This window comes from Stenotrophomonas sp. HMWF003 (assembly GCF_003061285.1).
Classification (GTDB): Bacteria; Pseudomonadota; Gammaproteobacteria; order Xanthomonadales; family Xanthomonadaceae; genus Stenotrophomonas; species Stenotrophomonas maltophilia_AP.
Genome location: NZ_QAIW01000057.1, coordinates 1 through 19,483, shown reverse-complemented (window position 1 = coordinate 19,483; position 19,483 = coordinate 1). Strand labels below are relative to the sequence as shown.

Here is a 19,483-nt window from a genome sequence, read left to right as displayed (position 1 = left end):
GGGCCACCGGTTCCAGCTGGCCTCGGCTGAACACCGCCACCAGTGCCACCACGGCGGCCAAGGCGGTCATGCCCTGCCAGAACCCGGTGCGCTGCCACGCGCGCGGCGCGCTGGCACCGACCGCCGGCCAGCCCAGCGCGGTACGGATGCGCGGCCACACGTGCGCGGGCACCGCTTCACTGCCCAGCGCGTCGAGCATGGGCGCCAGGCGGTTTTCCCACTGGTTCACCAGCCGGGCAAAGCCGGGGTCGGTGGCGATGCGCTGCTCGGCCTCGCTGCGTTGGGCGGCATCGAGCACGCCCAGCACGTATTCCCCGGCCAGGATGTCGGCGCTGGGCGGTTGCCCGTCGTCATGCAGGTCATGGAGGTCGCGGATGTTCATCGTTCCAGGCACACCCGCAGTTGGCCCAGGCCGCGGCGGATCCAGCTTTTCACCGAGCCCAGGGGCGAGCCGATCCGGCGCGCCAGTTCCTCATAGCTGGCCCCGTCCAGGAACGCCAGCCGGATCAGCGAACGGCGGCGGGGTTCCAGGGTGTCCAGGCAGTCGTCCAGCCGCTGCCGGTCGGAGGCCTGTTCGGCCACCTGGCCCGGTTGCGGGGCGAAATCGGGGATTTCATCGGCCACCGACAGGTCGTCCAGCGGGCGCGGCGGCGCGGCGCGCAGGCGGTCGATCGCGCGGTTGCGCGCCATCATCGACAGCCAGGTCATGGCCGCCGCCTTGGCGCGGTCGAACTGCGCCGCCTTGTGCCAGACACTGGTGAAGACATCCTGCAGCACCTCTTCGGCGTCGCTGCGGTCGCGCAGCACATGCAGGCAGATCGCGAACAGGCGCCCGGAGGCCAGCTGATATACCGACTCGAACGCCTGGCGATCGCCGCTGGCAACCCGGACCAGCAGGTCGTCGAGGCGCCGTGCGGCACCCGTATCGGCAAGCTCCAGCTCAGGCATCGCAGGCTCAACGTCGGCAGGGAGACAGCCCGCATCGTCGTCGCTGCGCGCGCAGGGCGCAAGGGGGTCCTCATCCGGCGCATGTGGCCACCAGCGGCTGCTGCCGTGCCGCGGCCAGCTCGGCAGCGGTCGCCGCGACCGGTGCTGCGGGGAATTCGACGCGTACCTGCGGGTAGCGCCCGTGCGCATCGCGCACGTTGCCGGTGCCGCTGAACTGCAGCAGGCGCGGGCTGTTGCGCGCATACACCAGGGTCACCGCCGGCACCGCGAAGCCGAACCAGGCATCCAGCCGCATCTGCAGCTGCTCGGCCGGCTGGCCCTGCCAGGTGACCGCTGCGCTGCGCTGCAGCTTCAACGGCACCAGCCGCTGACGGCTGGGCAGCAGGAACTGGAACGCCACCGGGCGGCCGGCCTGCAGGGTGTCCCAGTGGCCCAGCACGGCGGCATCGAAGCCGGCATCGACCACCGCATCGGGCGGGATCGCGATGGCGCGGCTGACCCGGTCGGCGCGCGCGTCTTCACGCACGTACACGGTCCGCCCCGTGGCGCTGCCCTGCAGGCCTTCCTGGTAGCCGTTGCGGGCATCTTCGAAAGCGAAGTCAGGGGTCTGCGGGCTGCCCTGCGGGGTCATCCACTTGCGCGCGAACGCGCGACCGTCGGCGCAGCGGTACAGCACCAGCCGCGATCGGGCCGCCGCCGGCCCCTGCAGCCAGTGGGTCTCGCGGTACAGCAGGCGGCCATCGGCCGGCGCGTAGGCCCGCCCTTCCTGGCGCAGCAGCTGCTGGGCTGCGGCCGGCAGCACCGGGCACAGCAGCAGCACCAAGGACGGTAAGAGGGATCGGCGCATGCCCGGCTCCACGTGGGGGTCACCAGCAGATACGCAGCCAGCGCCGCGGCGGATGCACTGCGGGCGGCGGGTAAACTGGGCGGCTTGTCACCGCTGCCGCTGAAAAATCCGATGCCGACGCCCACCCTGCGTTCCCCGCCCGCCGGCGCAGCCGCATGACCAGCGCCCTGGAAATTGCCGCCAACCTCACCGTGGCCGCCTCGATCCTGCTGGCCGGGCGCAACAGCGTGCATACCTGGTGGACCGGCATCATCGGCTGCACCTTGTTCGGCCTGGTGTTCTACGAGGCCCGGCTCTATGCCGATGTGGTGCTGCAGGGCGTGTTCGTGCTCACCAGCGTGATCGGCTGGTGGCAGTGGCTGCGCGGCGACCACGGGCATGCACTGCCGATCAGCCGGGTACAGCTGCGCACGCTGGGCTGGATGCTGCCGGCCGCGGTGCTGGCCAGCATTGGCTACGGCCTGCTGCTGCATACCTGGACCGACGCCTACGCGCCGTTCCTGGATTCGGCGGTGCTGGTGCTGAGCGTGGTGGCGCAGTTGCTGATGATGCGCCGCAAGCTGGATTCGTGGTGGTTCTGGCTGCTGGTCAACACCATCGCCATTCCGCTCTACGCCAGCCGCGGGTTGCACCTCACTGCGGTGCTGTATGCGGTGTTCTGGATCAACGCGCTGGTTTCGCTGCGGCATTGGCGGCGGTTGATGCGCGAACAGAGCGGCGCCACCGCGGCGGCCGATGCCGCGCATGGGTGAGCGTTTCGCCACCGGGTTGGTGGTGGGCAAGTTCAGCCCGCTGCACCGGGGCCACCAGGCCCTGATCGACCACGCGCTGCGCCGCTGCGACAGCGTGCTGCTGCTCAGCTGGAGCCAGCCGGAATTGCCCGGCTGTGAGGCCGACCGGCGTGAGGCGTGGCTGCAGGCGCTGTACCCGAATGTCACCCGGCTGGTGCTCGACCAAGCACGGCTGGCAGCCTGCTGCGCGCGCCTGGGCGTGCCGTTGCGGCCGCTGCCGGACAACAGCGATGACGATGCCACGCAGCGCGCGTTCGTGGCCTGGGTGTGCAGCACGCTGTGGGAGCGCCGGGTGGACGCGGTATTCACCAGCGAGGCCTACGGCGATGGATTCGCAGCCGCACTGCAGCGCCATTTCAGTGCGCAGGCCGGCACGCACTGGCCGGTGGCGCATGTGTGCCTGGACCCGGCCCGCAGCACGGTGCCGGTGTCGGGCACGGCGGTGCGGCGCGACCCGCACGCGCTGCGCGGCTTTCTCGATCCGCGCGTGTACGCAGGCTTCGTCGGTCGCATTGGCCTGCTCGGCGGCGAGTCCAGCGGCAAGACCACGCTCGCCGCCGCACTGGCCGCGCAGCTGCAGACCGCGTGGGCGGCCGAGTTCGGGCGCGAACATTGGGTGGCACGTGGCGGCGCGCTCGACTACGACGACCTGCTGCACATCGCACAGGTGCAGGTAGCGCGCGAAGACACACTGGCTGAACAGGCCCACCGCTGGCTGGTCTGCGACACCACGCCGCTGACCACGCTACTGTACTGCCTGTCCATGTTCGAACGCGCCGAACCGGCGCTGCATGCGTTGGCGCAACGGCGCTACACCCACCTGTTCCTGTGCGCGCCGGATTTCCCGTTCGTACAGGATGGCACCCGGCGCGATGACGCGTTCCGGCACGCGCAGCACCGCGCGTACCTGCAGGCGCTGGACGCGCACGGGATGCCGTTTACCGTGCTGGTCGGCTCGCCGCAGCAGCGCGTGGCGCAGGTGATGGCCGTGCTCGACGGCACGCGCGACGGATGTTGACGGCGCAGGACAGAGGAGTAGCATTGGCACCAGCCAAGGGATAGACCCGCGGCACCTGCAACGACATGGGGGATTCTCATGGAATATGACTATCTGGTGTTCATCGGGCGTTTCGAGCCCTTCCATAACGGCCATGCTGCCGTTGCCCGCCTCGCACTGAGCCGGGCCAAGAAGCTGATCTTCCTGGTCGGCTCTGCCGACACCCCCCGCAGCCTCCGCAACCCCTGGACCGTGGCCGAACGTGCCGTGATGATCCAGGCCGCGCTTGAAGGCGCGGGCGAGCGCCTGCTGATCCGTCCGCTCAAGGACCACCTGTACAACGAAGCGCAGTGGATCGCCGGCGTACAACGCACGGTGGCCGAGGCGATACGCGCCGATGGGCATGCGGGCGAAGCGAAGATCGGCCTGGTCGGGATGGACAAGGACGATTCGAGCTACTACCTGCGCGAATTCCCGCAGTGGCCACTGGTGGATGTGCAGCACACCGAGACGTTGTCGGCCACCGAGCTGCGCCGCTATCTGTTTGAAGCCGGCAGCGTGGATTTCCACGGTGCGCTGCTGATGCTGCGCGGGAACGTGCCGGCGCCGGTGTATGCCATGCTCGAAGCGTTCCGCAAGAGTGGCCCGGCCTACGCCCAGCTGGTGGCCGAGTACCAGTTCATCGAGCAGTACAAGGCCGCCTGGAAAGACGCACCGTATGCGCCCACGTTCGTCACCACCGACGCGGTGGTGGTGCATTCGGGCCACGTGCTGCTGGTGCGTCGCCGTGCCGAACCCGGCAAGGGCCTGTGGGCGTTGCCCGGTGGCTTCGTCGGCCAGCAGCAGGGCCTGCTCGACAGCTGCCTGCGCGAACTGCGCGAGGAAACCCGGTTGAAGATCCCGGCGCCGGTCCTCAAGGGCTCGCTCAAGGGCCAGCATGTGTTCGACCACCCCGAACGCAGCCAGCGCGGCCGCACCATCACCCACGCCTTCCACTTTGATTTCCCCGCCGGCGAACTGCCGGCCGTGCGCGGCGGCGACGATGCCGACAAGGCGCGCTGGATCCCGGTCAGCGAAGCGCTGGACATGGGCCCCAAGCTGTACGAAGACCACCTGCACATCCTGGAGTTCTTCCTGGGCCGGGGCTGATCCCGGCTTTTCCCGCCGGCGGATAGACCGCCGGTGTCACCCGACGCGAAGGAGCTTCCCGTCATGCATTACCTCGACAATCTTCTCCTCAACACCGACAGCTACAAGGCCAGCCACTGGCTGCAGTATCCGCCGGGCACCGACGCCACCTTCTTCTACGTGGAGTCGCGCGGTGGCCACTACGACCGCACGCTGTTTTTCGGCCTGCAGGCGCTGCTGAAAGACTACCTGGCCAAGCCGATCACCCACGCCGACATCGACGTGGCGCGCGATCTCTTCGCCGCCCACGGCGAGCCCTTCAACGAGGCCGGCTGGCGCTACATCGTCGATACGCACGGCGGCCTGATGCCGATCCGCATCCGCGCCGTACCCGAGGGCACCGTGGTGCCGGTACACAACGCGTTGATGACGATCGAATCGACCGACCCGCAGGCGTTCTGGGTGCCGTCGTATCTTGAAACGATGCTGCTGCGCGTGTGGTACCCGGTCACGGTGGCCACCACCAGCTGGCACGCCAAGCAGACGATTCGCCAGTACCTGGAGCGCACCAGCGACGACCCGGAAGGCCAGTTGCCGTTCAAGCTGCACGACTTCGGCAGCCGTGGCGTGTCGAGCCTGGAATCGGCCGCCATCGGTGGCGCAGCGCACCTGGTCAACTTCCTCGGCACCGATACCGTCTCGGCCCTGCTGTACGCGCGTGCCTTCTACCACGAGGCCATGGCCGGTTACTCAATCCCGGCCGCCGAACACAGCACCATCACCAGCTGGGGCCGCGACAACGAAGTGGAGGCCTACCGCAACATGCTCGCCCGCTTCGCCACCCCGGGCGCACTGGTGGCGGTGGTGTCGGACAGCTACGACATCTTCCACGCGATCACCCGGCACTGGGGCACCACCCTGCGCGAGCAGGTGATCGCGTCGGGTGCCACCGTGGTGATCCGCCCGGACTCGGGCGACCCGGTGGCGGTGGTGCTGCAGTGCCTGCGGCTGCTCGACGACGCGTTCGGGCACGTGGTCAACGGCAAGGGCTACAAGGTGCTCAACCACGTGCGCGTGATCCAGGGCGACGGGGTCAACCCGACCAGCATCGGCCAGATCCTGGCCAGCATCACCGACGCCGGCTACGCCGCCGACAACGTCGCCTTCGGCATGGGCGGTGCACTGCTGCAGCGGCTGGACCGCGACACCCAGAAGTTCGCGCTGAAGTGCTCGGCCGCGCGCGTGGACGGGAAGTGGATCGACGTCTACAAGGACCCGGTGACCGACAGCGGCAAGCAGAGCAAGCGCGGCCGCATGCGCCTGCTGCGCCATCGCGAGTACGGCCAGTTCCGCACGGTATCGGTGCCGGCCGACGCGGAATCGCTGACGGCGGCCGGGCTGCCGCCGGGCTACGAGGATGCGATGGTCACGGTCTGGGAGAACGGCCAGCTGCTGCAGGACCACACGTTGGCCGCGATCCGCAGCCGGGCCGATGATGCGCGGTTGACCGATACATCGAATCGATGACCACCGTCCCGCGGGCGTGACCGCGTCCGCTTTCGCCTGCGCGAAATTCAGCGAGCATCACAGGCGAGGCCCGCTGATCGACCGCCCTGTGCATCAGCGGGCCGGATTGGTCCCGTTTGACGATACTACCGTCACGCGGTAGCGTCGTCATTACAGGAAGCTGTCATGTCCATCGTGTCGTTCCGATGCATTACTACCAAAAGCGATGCAGGTCCTGCAGACGTAGAGCTTTGCCACTATCACTGAGGGGCTGCCTACATGCGTTCGATTCCCTACCCGCACCCCGGTGAAATCCTGCAGGAGGAGTTCCTCACCCCTTTCGGGATGACCGCCTACCGCTTGGCCAAGTCCATCGACGTGAAGCAGACGCGTATCGGCGAGATCATCGCGGGCAGGCGCAGCATCACCGCCGACACGGCGTTGCGACTGGCGCGCTTCTTCGGCACCAGCGAGGCCTTCTGGCTCAACCTGCAGATGGCCCACGACGCGGCCAAGGCCAGGGACGAACTGGCCGACGTCCTGGCGCGCATCGAGCCATACCACCACGCGACCTGAGCGGCCGCCATTCCCCTCCCCCTTGCTTCCCGCAAACGCGTGGATGGCCTCCCGCACCCGGCACCCGGCGCGACGGACATTGCTGTCACGTGCGTTGCATCGTCCATGACCTCGTTCGTTGGCGCGACGCCCCTTGACCACCGCCCGCCTTCGGCCTACCTTGTGCGGGCCGAAGGTATCCATCTCTTCATGCAGATGAAGGGATGGGTTTAAACGGGAATCCGGTGAAGGCGCCTTGTGCGCCCATTCCGGAGCTGCCCCGCAGCGGTGAATGGAAACGAATCCTGCCAACAGCACTGGGCATTTGCCTGGGAAGCGGCAGGTACTAGGTGGGCGTTCGCGCCCGTGTCCATCAGCCCGAATACCGGCCCCGGCCGGGGGACACGACCGTCCCCTGATTCGACCTGGAACGTCCGCGGGGAGGTTGCCGGGGCCTGCCGCCATGCCGCCCGCGTGGCGCTGCCCCCGTGCGTCCGCTCCACGACATCCGGTTCGCCCGCGGGGGCGAAGGTCGCTGGCGGGGCGGACACGGCAGCCATGTCGTGCACGGCGCGCGGTTCCTTCGTTCCTCAATGCCGCTACTGCAATGAGGACACGTTCCATGACCACTGTTACCAACCTGGGGTTTCCCCGCATCGGCGCCAAGCGCGAACTCAAGCGTGCGCTGGAAGCGTTCTGGTCCGGCGAAAGCAGCGCTGCGTCGCTGCAGGACGCTGCCAGCGGCCTGCGCGAACGCCATTGGCAGCTGCAGCGCGAGGCCGGCGTCGATGTGCCGCCGAGCAACGACTTCAGCTTCTACGATCAGGTGCTCGATGCGGCTTTCCTGTTCGACGCGATCCCGGCGCGCTACCGTGCCCTGGCCGACGCCGAGCCGCTGGCCGGCTATTTCGCCATGGCCCGGGGCGTGCAGCGCGACGGCTATGACCTGCATGCGCTGGAAATGACCAAGTGGTTCGACACCAACTACCACTACCTGGTGCCCGAACTGCAGGCCGGCCAGGGCTTCGCGCTGCGCGGTGACAAGCCGCTGGCCGAATACCGCCAGGCCAAGGCACTGGGTATCGAGACCCGCCCGGTGCTGATTGGCCCGGTGACGTTCCTGCTGCTGTCCAAGACCACCGACGGCAGCCGTGCGCTGGACCTGCTCGACGCCCTGCTGCCGGTGTACGTGCAGCTGCTGGGCCAGCTGAAGGAGGCCGGCGCGCAGTGGGTGCAGCTGGATGAGCCGGCACTGGTGCAGGACCTGGACGAGGCCACCCGCGCGGCGTTCACCCATGCCTACGCGGTGCTGGCCGAGGCGGCCCGGCCGAAGGTGCTGGTGGCCACCTACTTCGGCGCGCTGGACGACAACCTGCCGCTGGCCGCTTCGCTGCCGGTGGATGGCCTGCACGTGGACCTGGTGCGCGCGCCCGAGCAGCTGGACGCGGTGATCAAGGCGCTGCCGCCGGGCCGCGTGCTGTCGGCCGGTCTGGTCAACGGCCGCAACATCTGGCGCACCCACCTGGACAACGCGCTGGTGCTGGCTCGCTACGCGCACGGCCACGTGGGCGGCGACCTGCTGTGGCTGGCCCCGTCGTGTTCGCTGCTGCACAGCCCGGTCGACCTGGACCTGGAAAAGAAGCTGGACGAGGAACTGTACAGCTGGCTGGCGTTCTCCAAGCAGAAGCTGCAGGAGCTGCGCGTGCTGGCCGATGCCATCGACGCCCCGGCCCGCGCCGAGGATGCACTGGCGCACTCGCGTGCGTGCATCGAATCGCGCCGGCGCTCGCCGCGCGTGCACAAGGCCGAGGTGGCCGCGCGCCTGGCCGCCCTGACCGCTGCCGACGCGCAGCGTCACAGCCCCTACCCACAGCGGCACCTGGCCCAGGCCGGCGCGCTGCAGCTGCCGCGCTTCCCCACCACCACGATCGGTTCCTTCCCGCAGACCCTGGAAGTGCGCGAGGCGCGTGCCAGCAACAAGTCCGGCAAGCTGTCCGACGCCGACTACGATGCGTTCCTGGCCACCCAGACCGAGCACTGCGTGCGCGTGCAGGAGCAAATCGGGCTGGACGTGCTGGTGCACGGCGAGTTCGAGCGCAACGACATGGTGGAGTACTTCGGCGAGCAACTGGACGGCTTCGCGTTCACCAAGAATGGCTGGGTGCAGAGCTACGGCTCGCGCTGCGTGAAGCCGCCGGTGATCTTCGGCGACGTGACCCGCCCACGGCCGATGACGGTGCGCTGGTCGCAGTACGCGCAGTCGCTGACCGACCGCCCGATGAAGGGCATGCTGACCGGCCCGGTGACGGTGCTGCAGTGGTCGTTCGTGCGCGATGACCAGTCGCGCGCCGACACCTGCCGGCAGATCGCGCTGGCCCTGCGCGACGAGGTGCTGGACCTGGAAGCGGCCGGCATCGGCGTGATCCAGATCGACGAGCCGGCCATCCGCGAAGGCCTGCCGCTGCGCCGCGCGCAGTGGCGCGAGTACCTGGACTGGGCGGTGGAAGCGTTCCGGATCAGTGCCAGCGGTGTGCGCGATGCCACCCAGATCCACACCCACATGTGCTACTCCGAGTTCAACGACATCATCCACTCGGTGGCGGCCATGGATGCCGACGTGATCTCGATCGAGACCTCGCGCTCGCGCATGGAGCTGCTGGACGCGTTCGTGCGTTTCCAGTATCCCAACGAGATCGGCCCGGGCGTGTATGACATCCACTCCCCGCGCGTGCCCGACAAGGAAGAGATGCTGGCGCTGCTGCGCAAGGCCGCCGAAGTCCTCCGGCCGGAGCAGATCTGGGTCAACCCCGACTGCGGCCTGAAGACCCGTGGCTGGAAGGAAACCCGCGCCGCGCTGGAAGCACTGGTGGCCGCCGCGCGCCAGCTGCGCGAGGAAACCGCCGACGCCAACGCCGCCTGATCCCCCTGTAAATATGCCCCAAGGACCGCACCGCCGCCGTTGCCGGCGGTGCGGTCGACGAGACGTACATGACCACGCCTACCGTTACCCCGATCGACCGCCCCACCCTGTCCCTGCCCGACGGCCACACCCGGCTGCTGCTGCATTCGTGCTGCGCGCCGTGCTCGGGCGAAGTGATGGAGGCCATCACCGCCTCCGGCATCGACTACACGATCTTCTTCTACAACCCCAACATCCACCCGGCCAGGGAATACGAACTGCGCAAGCAGGAGAACATCCGCTTCGCCGAGAAGCACGGCGTGCCGTTCGTCGACGCCGACTACGACACCGACAACTGGTTCGCACGCGCCCGCGGCATGGAAGCCGAGCCCGAGCGTGGCATCCGCTGCACGATGTGCTTTGACATGCGCTTCGTGCGCACCGCGCTGTATGCGCACGAACATGGCTTTCCGGTGATCAGCAGCTCGCTGGGCATCTCGCGCTGGAAAGACATGAGCCAGATCAACGACTGCGGCCACCGCGCCGCCGCGCATTACCCCGGCATCCACTACTGGGACTACAACTGGCGCAAGGGCGGCGGGGCCGCGCGCATGGTGGAGATCAGCAAGCGCGAGCAGTTCTACCAACAGGAGTACTGCGGCTGCGTGTACTCGCTGCGCGATGCCAACCGCCACCGCCGCGAAACCGGCCGCGAGCGCATCAAGATCGGCCTGTTGTATTACGGCCAGGACAACGACGCGCCCAAGGGCGATTGACGTTCGCACGCGGGGCCGCCACGCTGGTTGCCCCGCTTCCGTTGTGTTGGACCTGCCATGACCGCCGCCCTATCCGCCGATGTGGCCCTGCTGGTGATCGACCTGCAGCCGGACTTCATGCCCGGTGGCGCACTGGCCTGCGAACAAGGCGATGCGCTGGTGGCCCCGATGGCCGCCCTGCTCGCGCAGCGCCGCTACCGCACGGTGGTGGCCACCCAGGACTGGCACCCGGCCGACCACGCCTCCTTCGCCAGCCAGCACCCGGGGCACCTGCCGTTCGAGGCGATCCTGCTGCATGCGCAGCCGCAGACGCTGTGGCCGGACCACTGCGTGCAGGGCAGCGACGGCGCAGCGCTGCACCCGGGCGTGGATTGGACCGTGGCCGACCTGATCCTGCGCAAGGGCACCCGGCAGCAGGTGGACTCCTACAGCGCCTTCCGCGAAAACCACGGCCCCGATGGCACCCGTCCCGCGACCGGCCTGGCCGGTTGGCTGCACGAGCGCGGCATCCGCGAGGTGCACGTGTGCGGGCTGGCACGCGACTACTGCGTGCTGTGGAGCGCACAGGACGCGGTGAAATCCGGGTTCCGGGTGAAGTTCCTGTGGGACCTGACCCGGCCGGTGACGGAGGCCAATGACGGCATGGTGCGCGAGGCGTTGGCGAAGGCGAAGATCGCGGTTGTCTGACGGGCGACCTCCGGGCGCCGGCCGGAAAAGCGTACCGACCAACGGTCGGTACCCACGGCGTCGTACCCACCAACGGTGGGTACCTACCGGTCAGCGGAACACCACCGTGCGATGCCCGTTGCGCAGGATGCGGTGCTCCACATGCCGGCGCACGGCGCGCGCCAGCACCTGCGATTCGGTATCGCTGCCCAGCCGCACCAGGTCGCGCGGGGTCATGGCGTGGTCCACGCGGGCCACGTCCTGTTCGATGATCGGGCCTTCGTCCAGGTCTTCGGTAACGTAATGCGCGGTGGCGCCGATGATCTTGACCCCGCGCGCGTGCGCCTGGTGGTACGGCTGCGCACCCTTGAAGCTGGGCAGGAAGCTGTGGTGGATATTGATCGCCCGCCCCGCCAATGCCTTGCACAGGCGCGGCGACAGGATCTGCATGTAGCGCGCCAGCACCACCAGGTCGATCTGCTCGCGCTCGACCAGGTCGATGATCTGCTGCTCCTGCACGGCGCGGTTATCTGCGTTGACCGGCAGGTGGTGGAACGGCACCCCGTACGAACCGGCCAGCGCGGCGAAGTCCTCGTGGTTGGACGCCACCGCGGCGATATCCACCTGCAGCTGGCGGCTGTGGGCGCGGAACAGCAGGTCGTTCAGGCAATGCCCCTGCTTGCTCACCAGCACCAGCAGCCGCGCACGACGGCGCGCATCGTGCAGTTGCCAGTCCATCTGGAACGCGTCCGCCAGCGTACCCATGCGCGTTTCGATATCGGCCAGCGCCTGGCTGGCGGCGCGATCGAAGTGCACGCGCAGGAAGAACCGGCCGCTCTCTTCGTCGCCGAACTGCTGGGCGTCCAGGATGTTGCAGCCCAGCTCGAACAGCAGGCCGGACACGCGGTAGACAATCCCGGTACGGTCCGGGCATGACAGGGTAAGAATGGAATCAGGGCGCATCCGGCCAGTTTAAGCGAGCACTGCCGGTGCGGGGACGATGCTCTCAGATGCAACCAAGCACCTTGCACGACGGCTCAGTGCGTGCCGACCTCCAGCGCGGCGCGCAATGCACGCAGGTCGGCGCCTTCCGGTGGCCAACCCACCACGGTGTCGATGACCTTGCCGTCGCGCATGAGGTGGAACAGCGGTGTCTGATCGGTATCCACGTCCCGCCAGGCTGGGTCGGCCACCATCGGTTGCATGGGCAGGCCCGGATGGGCCGCGTTCCAGTCGAGCATTTCCCGCCCGGGCCATGCCTGCCCGATCGGCACCAGCAGCTGCAGGTGGTCGTGCAGCCAGGCGTACTCGGGTTCGGTGGTGATGGCCTCGAGCGCGCGCCGCGAGAAACCGCAGTAGGGGTGCACCACGGCCACCACGCGCAGGCCGTCTTCGGCCAGCACCGCGCGTTGCACCTGGGTGAGGCTGTCCAGACGAAGCACCGGCCTGCCGGGCAGCGGCGTGCCGCGGATGTCCGGCAGCGCACTGGGCGGTTTCGCCAGTCGACCGCGAAGCGCATTGGCCGCGTCGAAGCGCTGCAGCGCGATCAGCGCGCCACGCATGGCGCGATGCTGTTCCTCGGTGGCCTGCGCGCGCGCCTGCAGGGTGTCGTACAGGCACTGTAGCCGCGCCAACGTGGCCGGGTCGCGCGCGTAGAAGGCGATCAACGCGGTGGATTCGAACAGGTCTTGCAGCCGTGCATCGGGCAAGGCCGCGCATTCGCTGGGCTGCATCACAACGGGGGCTGCGTGCGCGTAAGCAAGGCGCATCGCGGCCAGGCGCTCGGCGGCCGGCCGCGCGGGGTCGTCATCCAGCACTCGCAGCGCGGCGTGCAGGCTGCCGGGGACCGCATCGGTGCCGGCAAGGGCGGGGGCGGGCGCGAGCACCCCCAGCAGCAGCACCACCACACACGCGTGGAGGACATGACGCCCTGCCTGCCGATCGTGTTTCATCGCCCCTCCCTGGATCGGGCCGAAACCGGAGTATCCAGCATGCCGCACCTGACGCGCGACCACCGTGACCCAGCTCTCGTCATCAACAGCGCGAATGAACGGGATACGCCGCAGGCCCGGCGTGGCGGGCCGCCCTACACCGCCGCCGGATCCACCTTGTCCACGTGGATGTCGTATTTTTCGATCGCCACCTGCAGCTGGCTGCGCGCGATGCGCCCGTCATCGGCCAGTGCCTTCAACGCCGCCAGCACGACGAAGTGGCGGTCCACTTCAAAGAACGTACGCAGTGACTCGCGCGTGTCCGAGCGACCGAAGCCGTCGGTGCCAAGCGCGGTGAAGCGGCGGCCGTCGACGAACGGGCGGATCTGGTCGGCCACGATCTTCATGTAGTCGGTGGCTACCACCAGCGGCCCGGCGTGCGCGGCCAGACGCTGCTGCACGTAGGGCACGCGCGGTTCGGCGGCCGGGTGCAGCAGGTTCCAGCGCTCGGCGGCCAGGCCGTCGCGGCGCAGTTCGGTCAGGCTGGTGGCGCTCCAGACATCGCTGGCGATGCCGAAATCCTGCTGCAGCAGCGCGGCGGCCGCTTCCACTTCGCGCAGGATCGCGCCGCTGCCCATCAGCTGTACGCGCAAGCCGGGGTCGCTGTCGGTCGGGGCCGGGTGCAGCAGGTACATGCCCTTGAGGATGCCCTCCTCGGCGCCTTCCGGCATGGCCGGGTGCGGGTAGTTCTCGTTGAGTACGGTGATGTAGTAGTAGATGTCTTCCTGGTCCACATACATGCGGCGCAGACCGTCCTGGATGATCACCGCCAGTTCGAAGTTGTAGGTGGGGTCATAGGAGATGCAGCTGGGAATCACCGAGGACAGCACGTGGCTGTGGCCATCGTCGTGCTGCAGGCCCTCGCCCATCAGCGTGGTGCGGCCGGAGGTGGCGCCCAGCAGGAAGCCGCGGGTACGCGCATCGGCCGCCGCCCAGGCCAGGTCGCCCACGCGCTGCAGGCCGAACATCGAATAGAAGATGTAGAACGGAATCGTGGCCAGGCCGTGGTTGCTGTAGGCGGTGCCGGCGGCGATCCACGAACAGATCGCGCCGGATTCATTGATGCCTTCCTGCAGGATCTGGCCGTCCTTGGCTTCCTTGTAATAGCTCAGCTGGCCGGCGTCCTGCGGGGTGTAGAGCTGGCCCAGGTAGGAGTGGATGCCGATCTGGCGGAACAGGCCTTCCATGCCGAACGTGCGCGACTCGTCGGGCACGATCGGAATGACCAGCTTGCCCAGTGCCGGGTCCTTGAGCAGCGTGCCGAGGATGCGCACGAAGCCCATCGTGGTGGACTGGCCGCGCTCGCCACTGCCCTGCAGCTGGGTGGCGAAGGCCGACAGCGGCGGCACCGGCAGCGGCGCGACGTGGGTGACGCGCGCCGGCAGCTGGCCGCCCTGGGCCTGGCGACGCTGGGCGAAGTAACGCTCTTCCGCGCTGCCCGGTGCGGGGCGCAGGTAGGGCATGTCCTCCAGCTCGGCGTCGCTCACCGGCAGGTCGAAGCGGTCGCGGAAGGCGCGCACCGCGTCCAGGCTCATCTTCTTGAGCTGGTGGTTGATGTTCTGCCCTTCGCCGGCCTCGCCCATGCCGAAGCCCTTGACCGTCTTGGCCAGGATCACGCTCGGGCGGCCGTTGCCAGCCACCGCCTGCGCGTAGGCGGCATACACCTTCTGCGGGTCGTGGCCGCCACGGGCCAGCGCCCAGATGTCGTCATCGCTCATGTCCGCGACCAGCGCGAGCAGTTCCGGCGAGGTGCCGAAGAAGTGCTCGCGCACGTACGCGCCACTCTGCGACTTGAAGGTCTGGTAGTCGCCGTCCACGCATTCCATCATGCGCTGGCGCAGCAGGCCGCTGTGGTCCCTGGCCAGCAGGGCGTCCCAGCCGCCGCCCCAGATCACCTTGATGACGTTCCAGCCGGCGGCACGGAAGGTGCCTTCCAGTTCCTGGATGACCTTGGCATTGCCGCGCACGGGGCCGTCCAGGCGCTGCAGGTTGCAGTTCACCACGAACACCAGGTTGTCCAGGCGCTCGCGCCCGGCCACGGAAATGGCGGCCAGCGATTCGGGCTGGTCCATTTCGCCATCGCCCAGGAACGCCCACACCTTGCGGCCCTGATGTTCCTTCAGGCCGCGGTATTCCAGGTAGCGCATGTAGCGCGCCTGGTAGGCGGCGGTCAGCGGGCCCAGGCCCATCGAGACGGTGGGGAACTGCCAGAAGTCGGGCATCAGCCGCGGGTGCGGGTAGGACGACAGGCCGTCGCGATCGGATTCGCGGCGGAAGTTGTCCATGCGCTCGGGCGCGATGCGGCCTTCGACGAACGCGCGACCGTAGATGCCCGGCGCCGAATGGCCCTGGATGTAGATCATGTCGCCGTCGAAGGTGTCGGTGCGGCCACGGAAGAAGTGGTCGAAGCCCACGTCGTACAGCACGGCGGCCGACTGGTAGGTGGCGATGTGGCCGCCCACGTTGGAGTGCTTGCCGGCGCGCAGCACCATCACCATCGCGTTCCAGCGGATCATCGCGTTGAGCCGGCGCTCGATCGCCAGGTCACCCGGGTAGGCCGGCTGGCGCTCCACCGGGATGCTGTTGACGTAGGCAGTCCAGGCGCGCGCATGCAGGTCGCCGTGGTGGGCCACGTCCTGGTCGCTGAGCTGGTCCAGCAGGTAGTGCGCACGCGGCCGCCCGGCTACCTGGGTGACCGCCTGCAGCGCTTCACGCCATTCCTGGGTTTCCTGGGGGTCGGTGTCGAGGGGGGCGAGCGCAGGGTTCATGGTCCATCTCCGGCAAAGGCGGCCAGGCCCGGGGCGCTGCGCACGCCGGAGGGGGCGGCGCCGCCCCGGGGCTGGCGGGGACAAACACCTTAGGAGCGGGCCGGGGCGGCCGGTAGATCGGGCCCTGTTGGCTCTTTAGAAAGACAAACTTTGCAATCACAGGCGAGAATGGCGGTCACCATGAATATTCTCCAGTCAATCCGCAGCTTCATCCGCACCGCCGACGCCGGCAGCCTGGCCGCGGCGGCGCGCACGCTGGGCATCAGCGCGGCGGCGGTCGGGCAGAACATCGCCCGGCTGGAGGCGCACCTGGGCGTGCGCCTGTTCAACCGCACCACCCGCCAGCTGGCGCTGACCGAGCGCGGCGCGCTGTACCTGGCCCAGGTGCGCTACATCGAACGCGACCTGCAACGCGCGCAAGCGGCAGTGACCGACCTGGACGCCACCCCCGAGGGCCGGCTGCGGATCGCCTGCAGCACCTCGTTCGGGCGGCACAAGCTGGCCCCGCTGCTGCCGTCGCTGAAGGCGCGTTACCCGCGGCTGGCGATCGAACTGCTGCTGGCCGACCGCGCGGTGGACCACGCGCGCGAAGACGTGGACGTGAGCATCCGCATCGAACCGCAGCTGGAAGAAGGGCTGGTGGCGCGGCCGATCGCGCAGGTGCCGTTCGTGTTCTGTGCGGCGCCCTCGTACCTGGCGCGCACCGGCGTGCCGCGCACGCCCGAGGCGTTGCGTGAGCACCGCTGCCTGCTGTTCCGGCATCCGAAGGACGGTCGCCATCTGCGCTGGGGCTTCGTGCGCGACGGGCTGCGCTTCGATGCCGAAGTGAGTCCGGCGCTGGTCAGCGACGATATCGATGCACTGGCCGCGATGGCGCTGGCCGGCGGCGGCATCACCCGCCTGGCGGCATTCGTGGCCGCGCCCTACCTGGCACGCGGGGAACTGCAGGCCCTGTTCGAGGGCAATGAGGCCGGCGATGCGCAGGCGTTGCCCGAGCCGATGCGGCTGTTCCTGTGTGTCAGCGACCGCCGCGACCTGACCCCGAAGGTGCGCGCGTTGATGACGCACATCGTCGAGGGGCTGCCGGCCGAGTGGCGGGTGGACGTGGCCTAGCGGCACGCAGGCGATGGCACGGGGCCACCGCCTGCGGCTGGGTCAGCGCGGCGGTGCGATGAACACGCCGCGTGCTTCGCGCGGTTCGCAGCGCAGGTACTGCGGCGCCGGTTCCAGCGAATCGCCCAGCGCGGCGGCGGCGTGCCACGGCCAGCGCGGGTCGTAGAGGATGCCGCGGGCCAGCGCGATGGCATCGGCATGGCTGTGGCGCAGGATCGACTCGGCCTGGGCCGGGTCGGTGATCAGGCCCACCGCAATCACCGGCATGCGCAGCTTCTGCGCCTTGATCGCCTCGGCGAACGGCACCTGGTAGCCCGGCGACAGCGGAATCTGCTGGCGCGGGTCGTTGCCGCCGCTGGACACATGCAGGAACTGGCAGCCACGGCCATCGAGCACGTGCGCCAGGGTGGTGGTCTGTTCGATATCCCAGCCGCCAGCCACCCAGTCGCTGGCCGAGATCCGCACGCCCACCGCGATACGGTCGCTGACCGCTTCGCGCACCGCGTCGAACACGCGCACCAGCAGGCGCATGCGGTTCTGCAGCGAGCCACCGTATTCGTCATCGCGCTTGTTGCTCAGCGGCGACAGGAACTGGTGCAGCAGGTAGCCATGTGCGGCGTGCAGTTCGATCAGGTCCAAGCCGATGCGTTCGGCGCGCTGGGCGGCCGCCACGAAGGCGTCCACGATCGCATCGATGCCGGCCGCGTCGAGCGCCTGCGGGGTCGGGTCGGCGGGGTGGAACGGAATCGCCGACGGCGCCAGCGTGGTCCAGGCGCGCGGGTCGGTGGCCGGCAGTGCGCCGCCGCCGTCCCACGGCCGGGCCGAGGATGCCTTGCGCCCGGCATGGCCCAGCTGGATGCCGATCGGCATCGGCGACCAGCGCTTCACCGCGTCGATCACCTTCTTGAGCGCCGCTTCGGTGTCATCGTTCCACAGGCCCAGGTCGGCCCAGCTGATGCGGCCTTCGGGCAGCACGGCGGTGGCTTCCAGGATCAGCAGGCCGGCGCCGGACTGCGACAGCTGGCCCAGGTGGATCTGGTGCCAGTCGTTGGCCAGGCCATCGGTGGAGGAGTACTGGCACATCGGGGCGATGACGATGCGGTTGGCCAGCGACAGCGGGCCAAAGGAAACGGAAGAAAAGAGCTGGCTCAAGTGGGGGACTCTGGCGGAAACGGGAAAACCGGGCGTTATTGCACTCCTGCTGCGCGTGCAAGGCAACCGTATCGGTGGATCAGTGTTTCGCGGCGGCGCTCAGGCGGTGCTGGCCGACGGCAGCAGGAAGGCCAGCGCGGCCGCGCACGGCTGCTCGATCTTCAGGCTGAGCAGGTCGTCGGCGCGGGTGCGGCCGAGGTTGAGCGCGGCCACCGGGACCCCGGCGTTGGCCGCGGCCTGGACGAAGCGGAAGCCCGAATAGACCATCAGCGAGGAGCCCACCACCAGCACGGCGTCGGCCCGGGCAAGGTGCGCGTGGACGGTGGCCACTCGCTCGCGGGGGACGTTTTCGCCGAAGAAGACCACATCCGGCTTGAGGATGCCGCCGCAGTGCGGGCACGCCGGCACCTGGAACGGGCTGAAGTCCACCCCGTCCAGGTCGGCGTCGCCGTCCGGGGCCAGGGCCGCGTCGAGCTGGTCCCAGCCGGGGTTGTGGGCCAGCAGTACCTGCTGAAACTCCTCACGCGGGGTGCGGGCTTCGCAGCCCATGCAGCGCACCTGGTCCAGCCGACCGTGCAGGTCGATGACGTCACGGCTGCCGGCGCGCTGGTGCAGCCGGTCCACGTTCTGGGTGAGCAGCACTTCCAGCTGGCCGCGGGCTTCCAGCGCCGCCAGCGCGGCGTGGGTGCCGTTCGGGCGGGCATGGCCGAAGCGCGGCCAGCCCAGCAGGCTGCGCGCCCAGTAACGCTGGCGGGTCGCCAGCTCGCCCATGAAGGCCTGGTAGGTCACCGGCGGGGTGCGCTTCCACTGGCCGTCGGCATCCCGGTAGTCCGGGATGCCCGAGTCGGTGCTGCAGCCGGCCCCGGTGAGCACGAACAGGCGCTGGGCGCGGTCGATGAAGTCGGCGAGCGGGCGGGTCATGGTCTACAGGTGGGGGCGTGCGGCGGGCAACGCAATCGCGGTTACGGCCCGGGAATGGCGTCGGGCAGCGGCGGCACGGCAATGGGGTGGCCGTCGGCATCCAGCGCGATCATCACGAAGTGCCCGCGGGTGCAGAGCTTGCGCTCGCCGGTGTGCAGGTCTTCGGCGATCAGCTCCACTTCCACCTTCATCGAGCTGCGGCCCACTTCGACGATGCGTCCGATGGTTTCCACCATCTGGCCGATGCGGATCGGCAGCTTGAAATCGACCTGGTCCGAACGCGCGGTGACCACGGTGCGGCGCGAGTAGCGGGCCGCGGCGAGGAAGGCCGCCTTGTCCATCCAGGCCAGCGCCTGGCCACCGAACAGGGTGCCCAGGTGGTTGGTGTGGTTGGGGAAGACGATCTCGGCCATGCTGATTTCAGT

The 19,483-nt window shown here is 68.9% G+C and carries 17 protein-coding genes, 1 pseudogene and 1 riboswitch; of the genes and pseudogenes, 9 read left to right on the top strand and 9 right to left on the bottom strand.

The genetic code is table 11. The annotated features are described in order from the left end of the window. The 3 genes and pseudogenes from DBR34_RS02055 to DBR34_RS02045 all read right to left on the bottom strand — a co-directional run. A pseudogene (locus tag DBR34_RS02055) lies at positions 1-382 on the bottom strand (hypothetical protein); the annotation flags it as partial. After that, entirely contained in the window at positions 379-948 is a 570-nt protein-coding gene (locus tag DBR34_RS02050; protein WP_128095515.1) for a sigma-70 family RNA polymerase sigma factor, read from the bottom strand. The gene DBR34_RS02050 and the pseudogene DBR34_RS02055, both read right to left, overlap by 4 nt. A 70-nt stretch (positions 949-1,018) precedes the next feature. Beyond that, the gene (locus tag DBR34_RS02045) at positions 1,019-1,795 is read right to left on the bottom strand and encodes a hypothetical protein (RefSeq protein ID WP_128095514.1); all 777 of its coding nucleotides are present in this window, start codon (positions 1,793-1,795) and stop codon (positions 1,019-1,021) included. 155 nt (positions 1,796-1,950) lie between these two features. On the opposite strand from DBR34_RS02045, the gene pnuC reads away from it, so the two are divergent. The 8 genes from pnuC to pncA all read left to right on the top strand — a co-directional run bounded on the left by pnuC (position 1,951) and on the right by pncA (position 11,134). Beyond that, positions 1,951-2,547, top strand: coding sequence for a nicotinamide riboside transporter PnuC (gene pnuC / locus DBR34_RS02040; RefSeq protein WP_128095513.1), 597 nt, complete (start codon positions 1,951-1,953; stop codon positions 2,545-2,547). Beyond that, a complete protein-coding gene (locus DBR34_RS02035) occupies positions 2,540-3,604 on the top strand; it encodes an AAA family ATPase (protein ID WP_128095512.1) in 1,065 nt (354 codons plus the stop codon). The genes pnuC and DBR34_RS02035 overlap by 8 nt, the downstream gene beginning before the upstream one ends. Positions 3,605-3,676: 72 nt before the next feature. Beyond that, complete coding sequence (locus DBR34_RS02030) at positions 3,677-4,732, top strand: bifunctional nicotinamide-nucleotide adenylyltransferase/Nudix hydroxylase (RefSeq protein ID WP_128095511.1); 1,056 nt, start codon at positions 3,677-3,679, stop codon at positions 4,730-4,732. Between the two features lie 63 nt (positions 4,733-4,795). Next, positions 4,796-6,238: a nicotinate phosphoribosyltransferase gene (locus DBR34_RS02025; RefSeq protein WP_128095510.1), complete on the top strand. Its 1,443-nt coding sequence runs from the start codon at positions 4,796-4,798 to the stop codon at positions 6,236-6,238. Between the two features lie 258 nt (positions 6,239-6,496). After that, the gene (locus DBR34_RS02020) at positions 6,497-6,793 is read left to right on the top strand and encodes a HigA family addiction module antitoxin (protein WP_128095509.1); all 297 of its coding nucleotides are present in this window, start codon (positions 6,497-6,499) and stop codon (positions 6,791-6,793) included. A gap of 156 nt (positions 6,794-6,949) precedes the next feature. Continuing rightward, a riboswitch (cobalamin riboswitch) is annotated at positions 6,950-7,181 on the top strand. A 213-nt stretch (positions 7,182-7,394) separates the two neighbouring features. Continuing rightward, entirely contained in the window at positions 7,395-9,692 is a 2,298-nt protein-coding gene (gene metE / locus DBR34_RS02015) for a 5-methyltetrahydropteroyltriglutamate--homocysteine S-methyltransferase (protein ID WP_128095508.1), read from the top strand. 68 nt (positions 9,693-9,760) lie between these two features. Next, positions 9,761-10,447, top strand: coding sequence for an epoxyqueuosine reductase QueH (locus DBR34_RS02010; RefSeq protein ID WP_128095507.1), 687 nt, complete (start codon positions 9,761-9,763; stop codon positions 10,445-10,447). Positions 10,448-10,504: 57 nt separating this feature from the next. Further along, complete coding sequence (gene pncA / locus DBR34_RS02005) at positions 10,505-11,134, top strand: bifunctional nicotinamidase/pyrazinamidase (RefSeq protein WP_128095506.1); 630 nt, start codon at positions 10,505-10,507, stop codon at positions 11,132-11,134. A 90-nt stretch (positions 11,135-11,224) separates the two neighbouring features. On the opposite strand, the gene purU is transcribed toward pncA, so the two are convergent. The 3 genes from purU to aceE form a co-directional block, all read right to left on the bottom strand. After that, a complete protein-coding gene (gene purU, locus DBR34_RS02000; RefSeq protein ID WP_128095505.1) occupies positions 11,225-12,076 on the bottom strand; it encodes a formyltetrahydrofolate deformylase in 852 nt (283 codons plus the stop codon). Between the two features lie 74 nt (positions 12,077-12,150). After that, positions 12,151-13,065, bottom strand: a complete 915-nt coding sequence (locus DBR34_RS01995; RefSeq protein ID WP_128095504.1) for a hypothetical protein — start codon at positions 13,063-13,065, stop codon at positions 12,151-12,153. Positions 13,066-13,199: 134 nt separating this feature from the next. Next, entirely contained in the window at positions 13,200-15,872 is a 2,673-nt protein-coding gene (gene aceE, locus DBR34_RS01990; protein ID WP_128095503.1) for a pyruvate dehydrogenase (acetyl-transferring), homodimeric type, read from the bottom strand. A gap of 180 nt (positions 15,873-16,052) precedes the next feature. Between aceE and DBR34_RS01985 the strand changes: the two genes are divergently transcribed. Next, on the top strand, positions 16,053-16,985 hold the full coding sequence (locus DBR34_RS01985) for a LysR family transcriptional regulator (protein WP_181393875.1): 933 nt from the start codon (positions 16,053-16,055) through the stop codon (positions 16,983-16,985). A gap of 42 nt (positions 16,986-17,027) precedes the next feature. Here DBR34_RS01985 and DBR34_RS01980 read toward each other — a convergent pair whose 3' ends face one another. The 3 genes from DBR34_RS01980 to DBR34_RS01970 form a co-directional block, all read right to left on the bottom strand. Next, positions 17,028-18,137, bottom strand: a complete 1,110-nt coding sequence (locus DBR34_RS01980) for an NADH:flavin oxidoreductase/NADH oxidase (protein WP_128095501.1) — start codon at positions 18,135-18,137, stop codon at positions 17,028-17,030. Positions 18,138-18,236: 99 nt separating this feature from the next. Next, entirely contained in the window at positions 18,237-19,058 is an 822-nt protein-coding gene (locus DBR34_RS01975; protein WP_128095500.1) for an NAD-dependent protein deacetylase, read from the bottom strand. A 41-nt stretch (positions 19,059-19,099) separates the two neighbouring features. Continuing rightward, positions 19,100-19,471 carry an acyl-CoA thioesterase gene (locus tag DBR34_RS01970; protein WP_258223618.1) on the bottom strand — a complete coding sequence of 124 codons (372 nt, stop codon included), beginning with the start codon at positions 19,469-19,471 and terminating at the stop codon, positions 19,100-19,102. Between the last annotated feature and the right edge of the window lie 12 nt (positions 19,472-19,483).

Excerpts from the sequence above, each read along its gene's own strand:
- DBR34_RS02050 (WP_128095515.1), bottom strand. The coding sequence starts at position 948 with ATGCCTGAGCTGGAGCTTGCCGATACGGGTGCCGCACGGCGCCTCGAC.
- DBR34_RS02045 (WP_128095514.1), bottom strand. The coding sequence starts at position 1,795 with ATGCGCCGATCCCTCTTACCGTCCTTGGTGCTGCTGCTGTGCCCGGTG.
- pnuC (WP_128095513.1), top strand. The coding sequence starts at position 1,951 with ATGACCAGCGCCCTGGAAATTGCCGCCAACCTCACCGTGGCCGCCTCG.
- DBR34_RS02035 (WP_128095512.1), top strand. The coding sequence starts at position 2,540 with ATGGGTGAGCGTTTCGCCACCGGGTTGGTGGTGGGCAAGTTCAGCCCG.
- DBR34_RS02025 (WP_128095510.1), top strand. The coding sequence starts at position 4,796 with ATGCATTACCTCGACAATCTTCTCCTCAACACCGACAGCTACAAGGCC.
- DBR34_RS02020 (WP_128095509.1), top strand. The coding sequence starts at position 6,497 with ATGCGTTCGATTCCCTACCCGCACCCCGGTGAAATCCTGCAGGAGGAG.
- metE (WP_128095508.1), top strand. The coding sequence starts at position 7,395 with ATGACCACTGTTACCAACCTGGGGTTTCCCCGCATCGGCGCCAAGCGC.
- DBR34_RS02010 (WP_128095507.1), top strand. The coding sequence starts at position 9,761 with ATGACCACGCCTACCGTTACCCCGATCGACCGCCCCACCCTGTCCCTG.
- pncA (WP_128095506.1), top strand. The coding sequence starts at position 10,505 with ATGACCGCCGCCCTATCCGCCGATGTGGCCCTGCTGGTGATCGACCTG.
- purU (WP_128095505.1), bottom strand. The coding sequence starts at position 12,076 with ATGCGCCCTGATTCCATTCTTACCCTGTCATGCCCGGACCGTACCGGG.
- DBR34_RS01995 (WP_128095504.1), bottom strand. The coding sequence starts at position 13,065 with ATGAAACACGATCGGCAGGCAGGGCGTCATGTCCTCCACGCGTGTGTG.
- aceE (WP_128095503.1), bottom strand. The coding sequence starts at position 15,872 with ATGAACCCTGCGCTCGCCCCCCTCGACACCGACCCCCAGGAAACCCAG.
- DBR34_RS01985 (WP_181393875.1), top strand. The coding sequence starts at position 16,053 with ATGAATATTCTCCAGTCAATCCGCAGCTTCATCCGCACCGCCGACGCC.
- DBR34_RS01975 (WP_128095500.1), bottom strand. The coding sequence starts at position 19,058 with ATGACCCGCCCGCTCGCCGACTTCATCGACCGCGCCCAGCGCCTGTTC.
- DBR34_RS01970 (WP_258223618.1), bottom strand. The coding sequence starts at position 19,471 with ATGGCCGAGATCGTCTTCCCCAACCACACCAACCACCTGGGCACCCTG.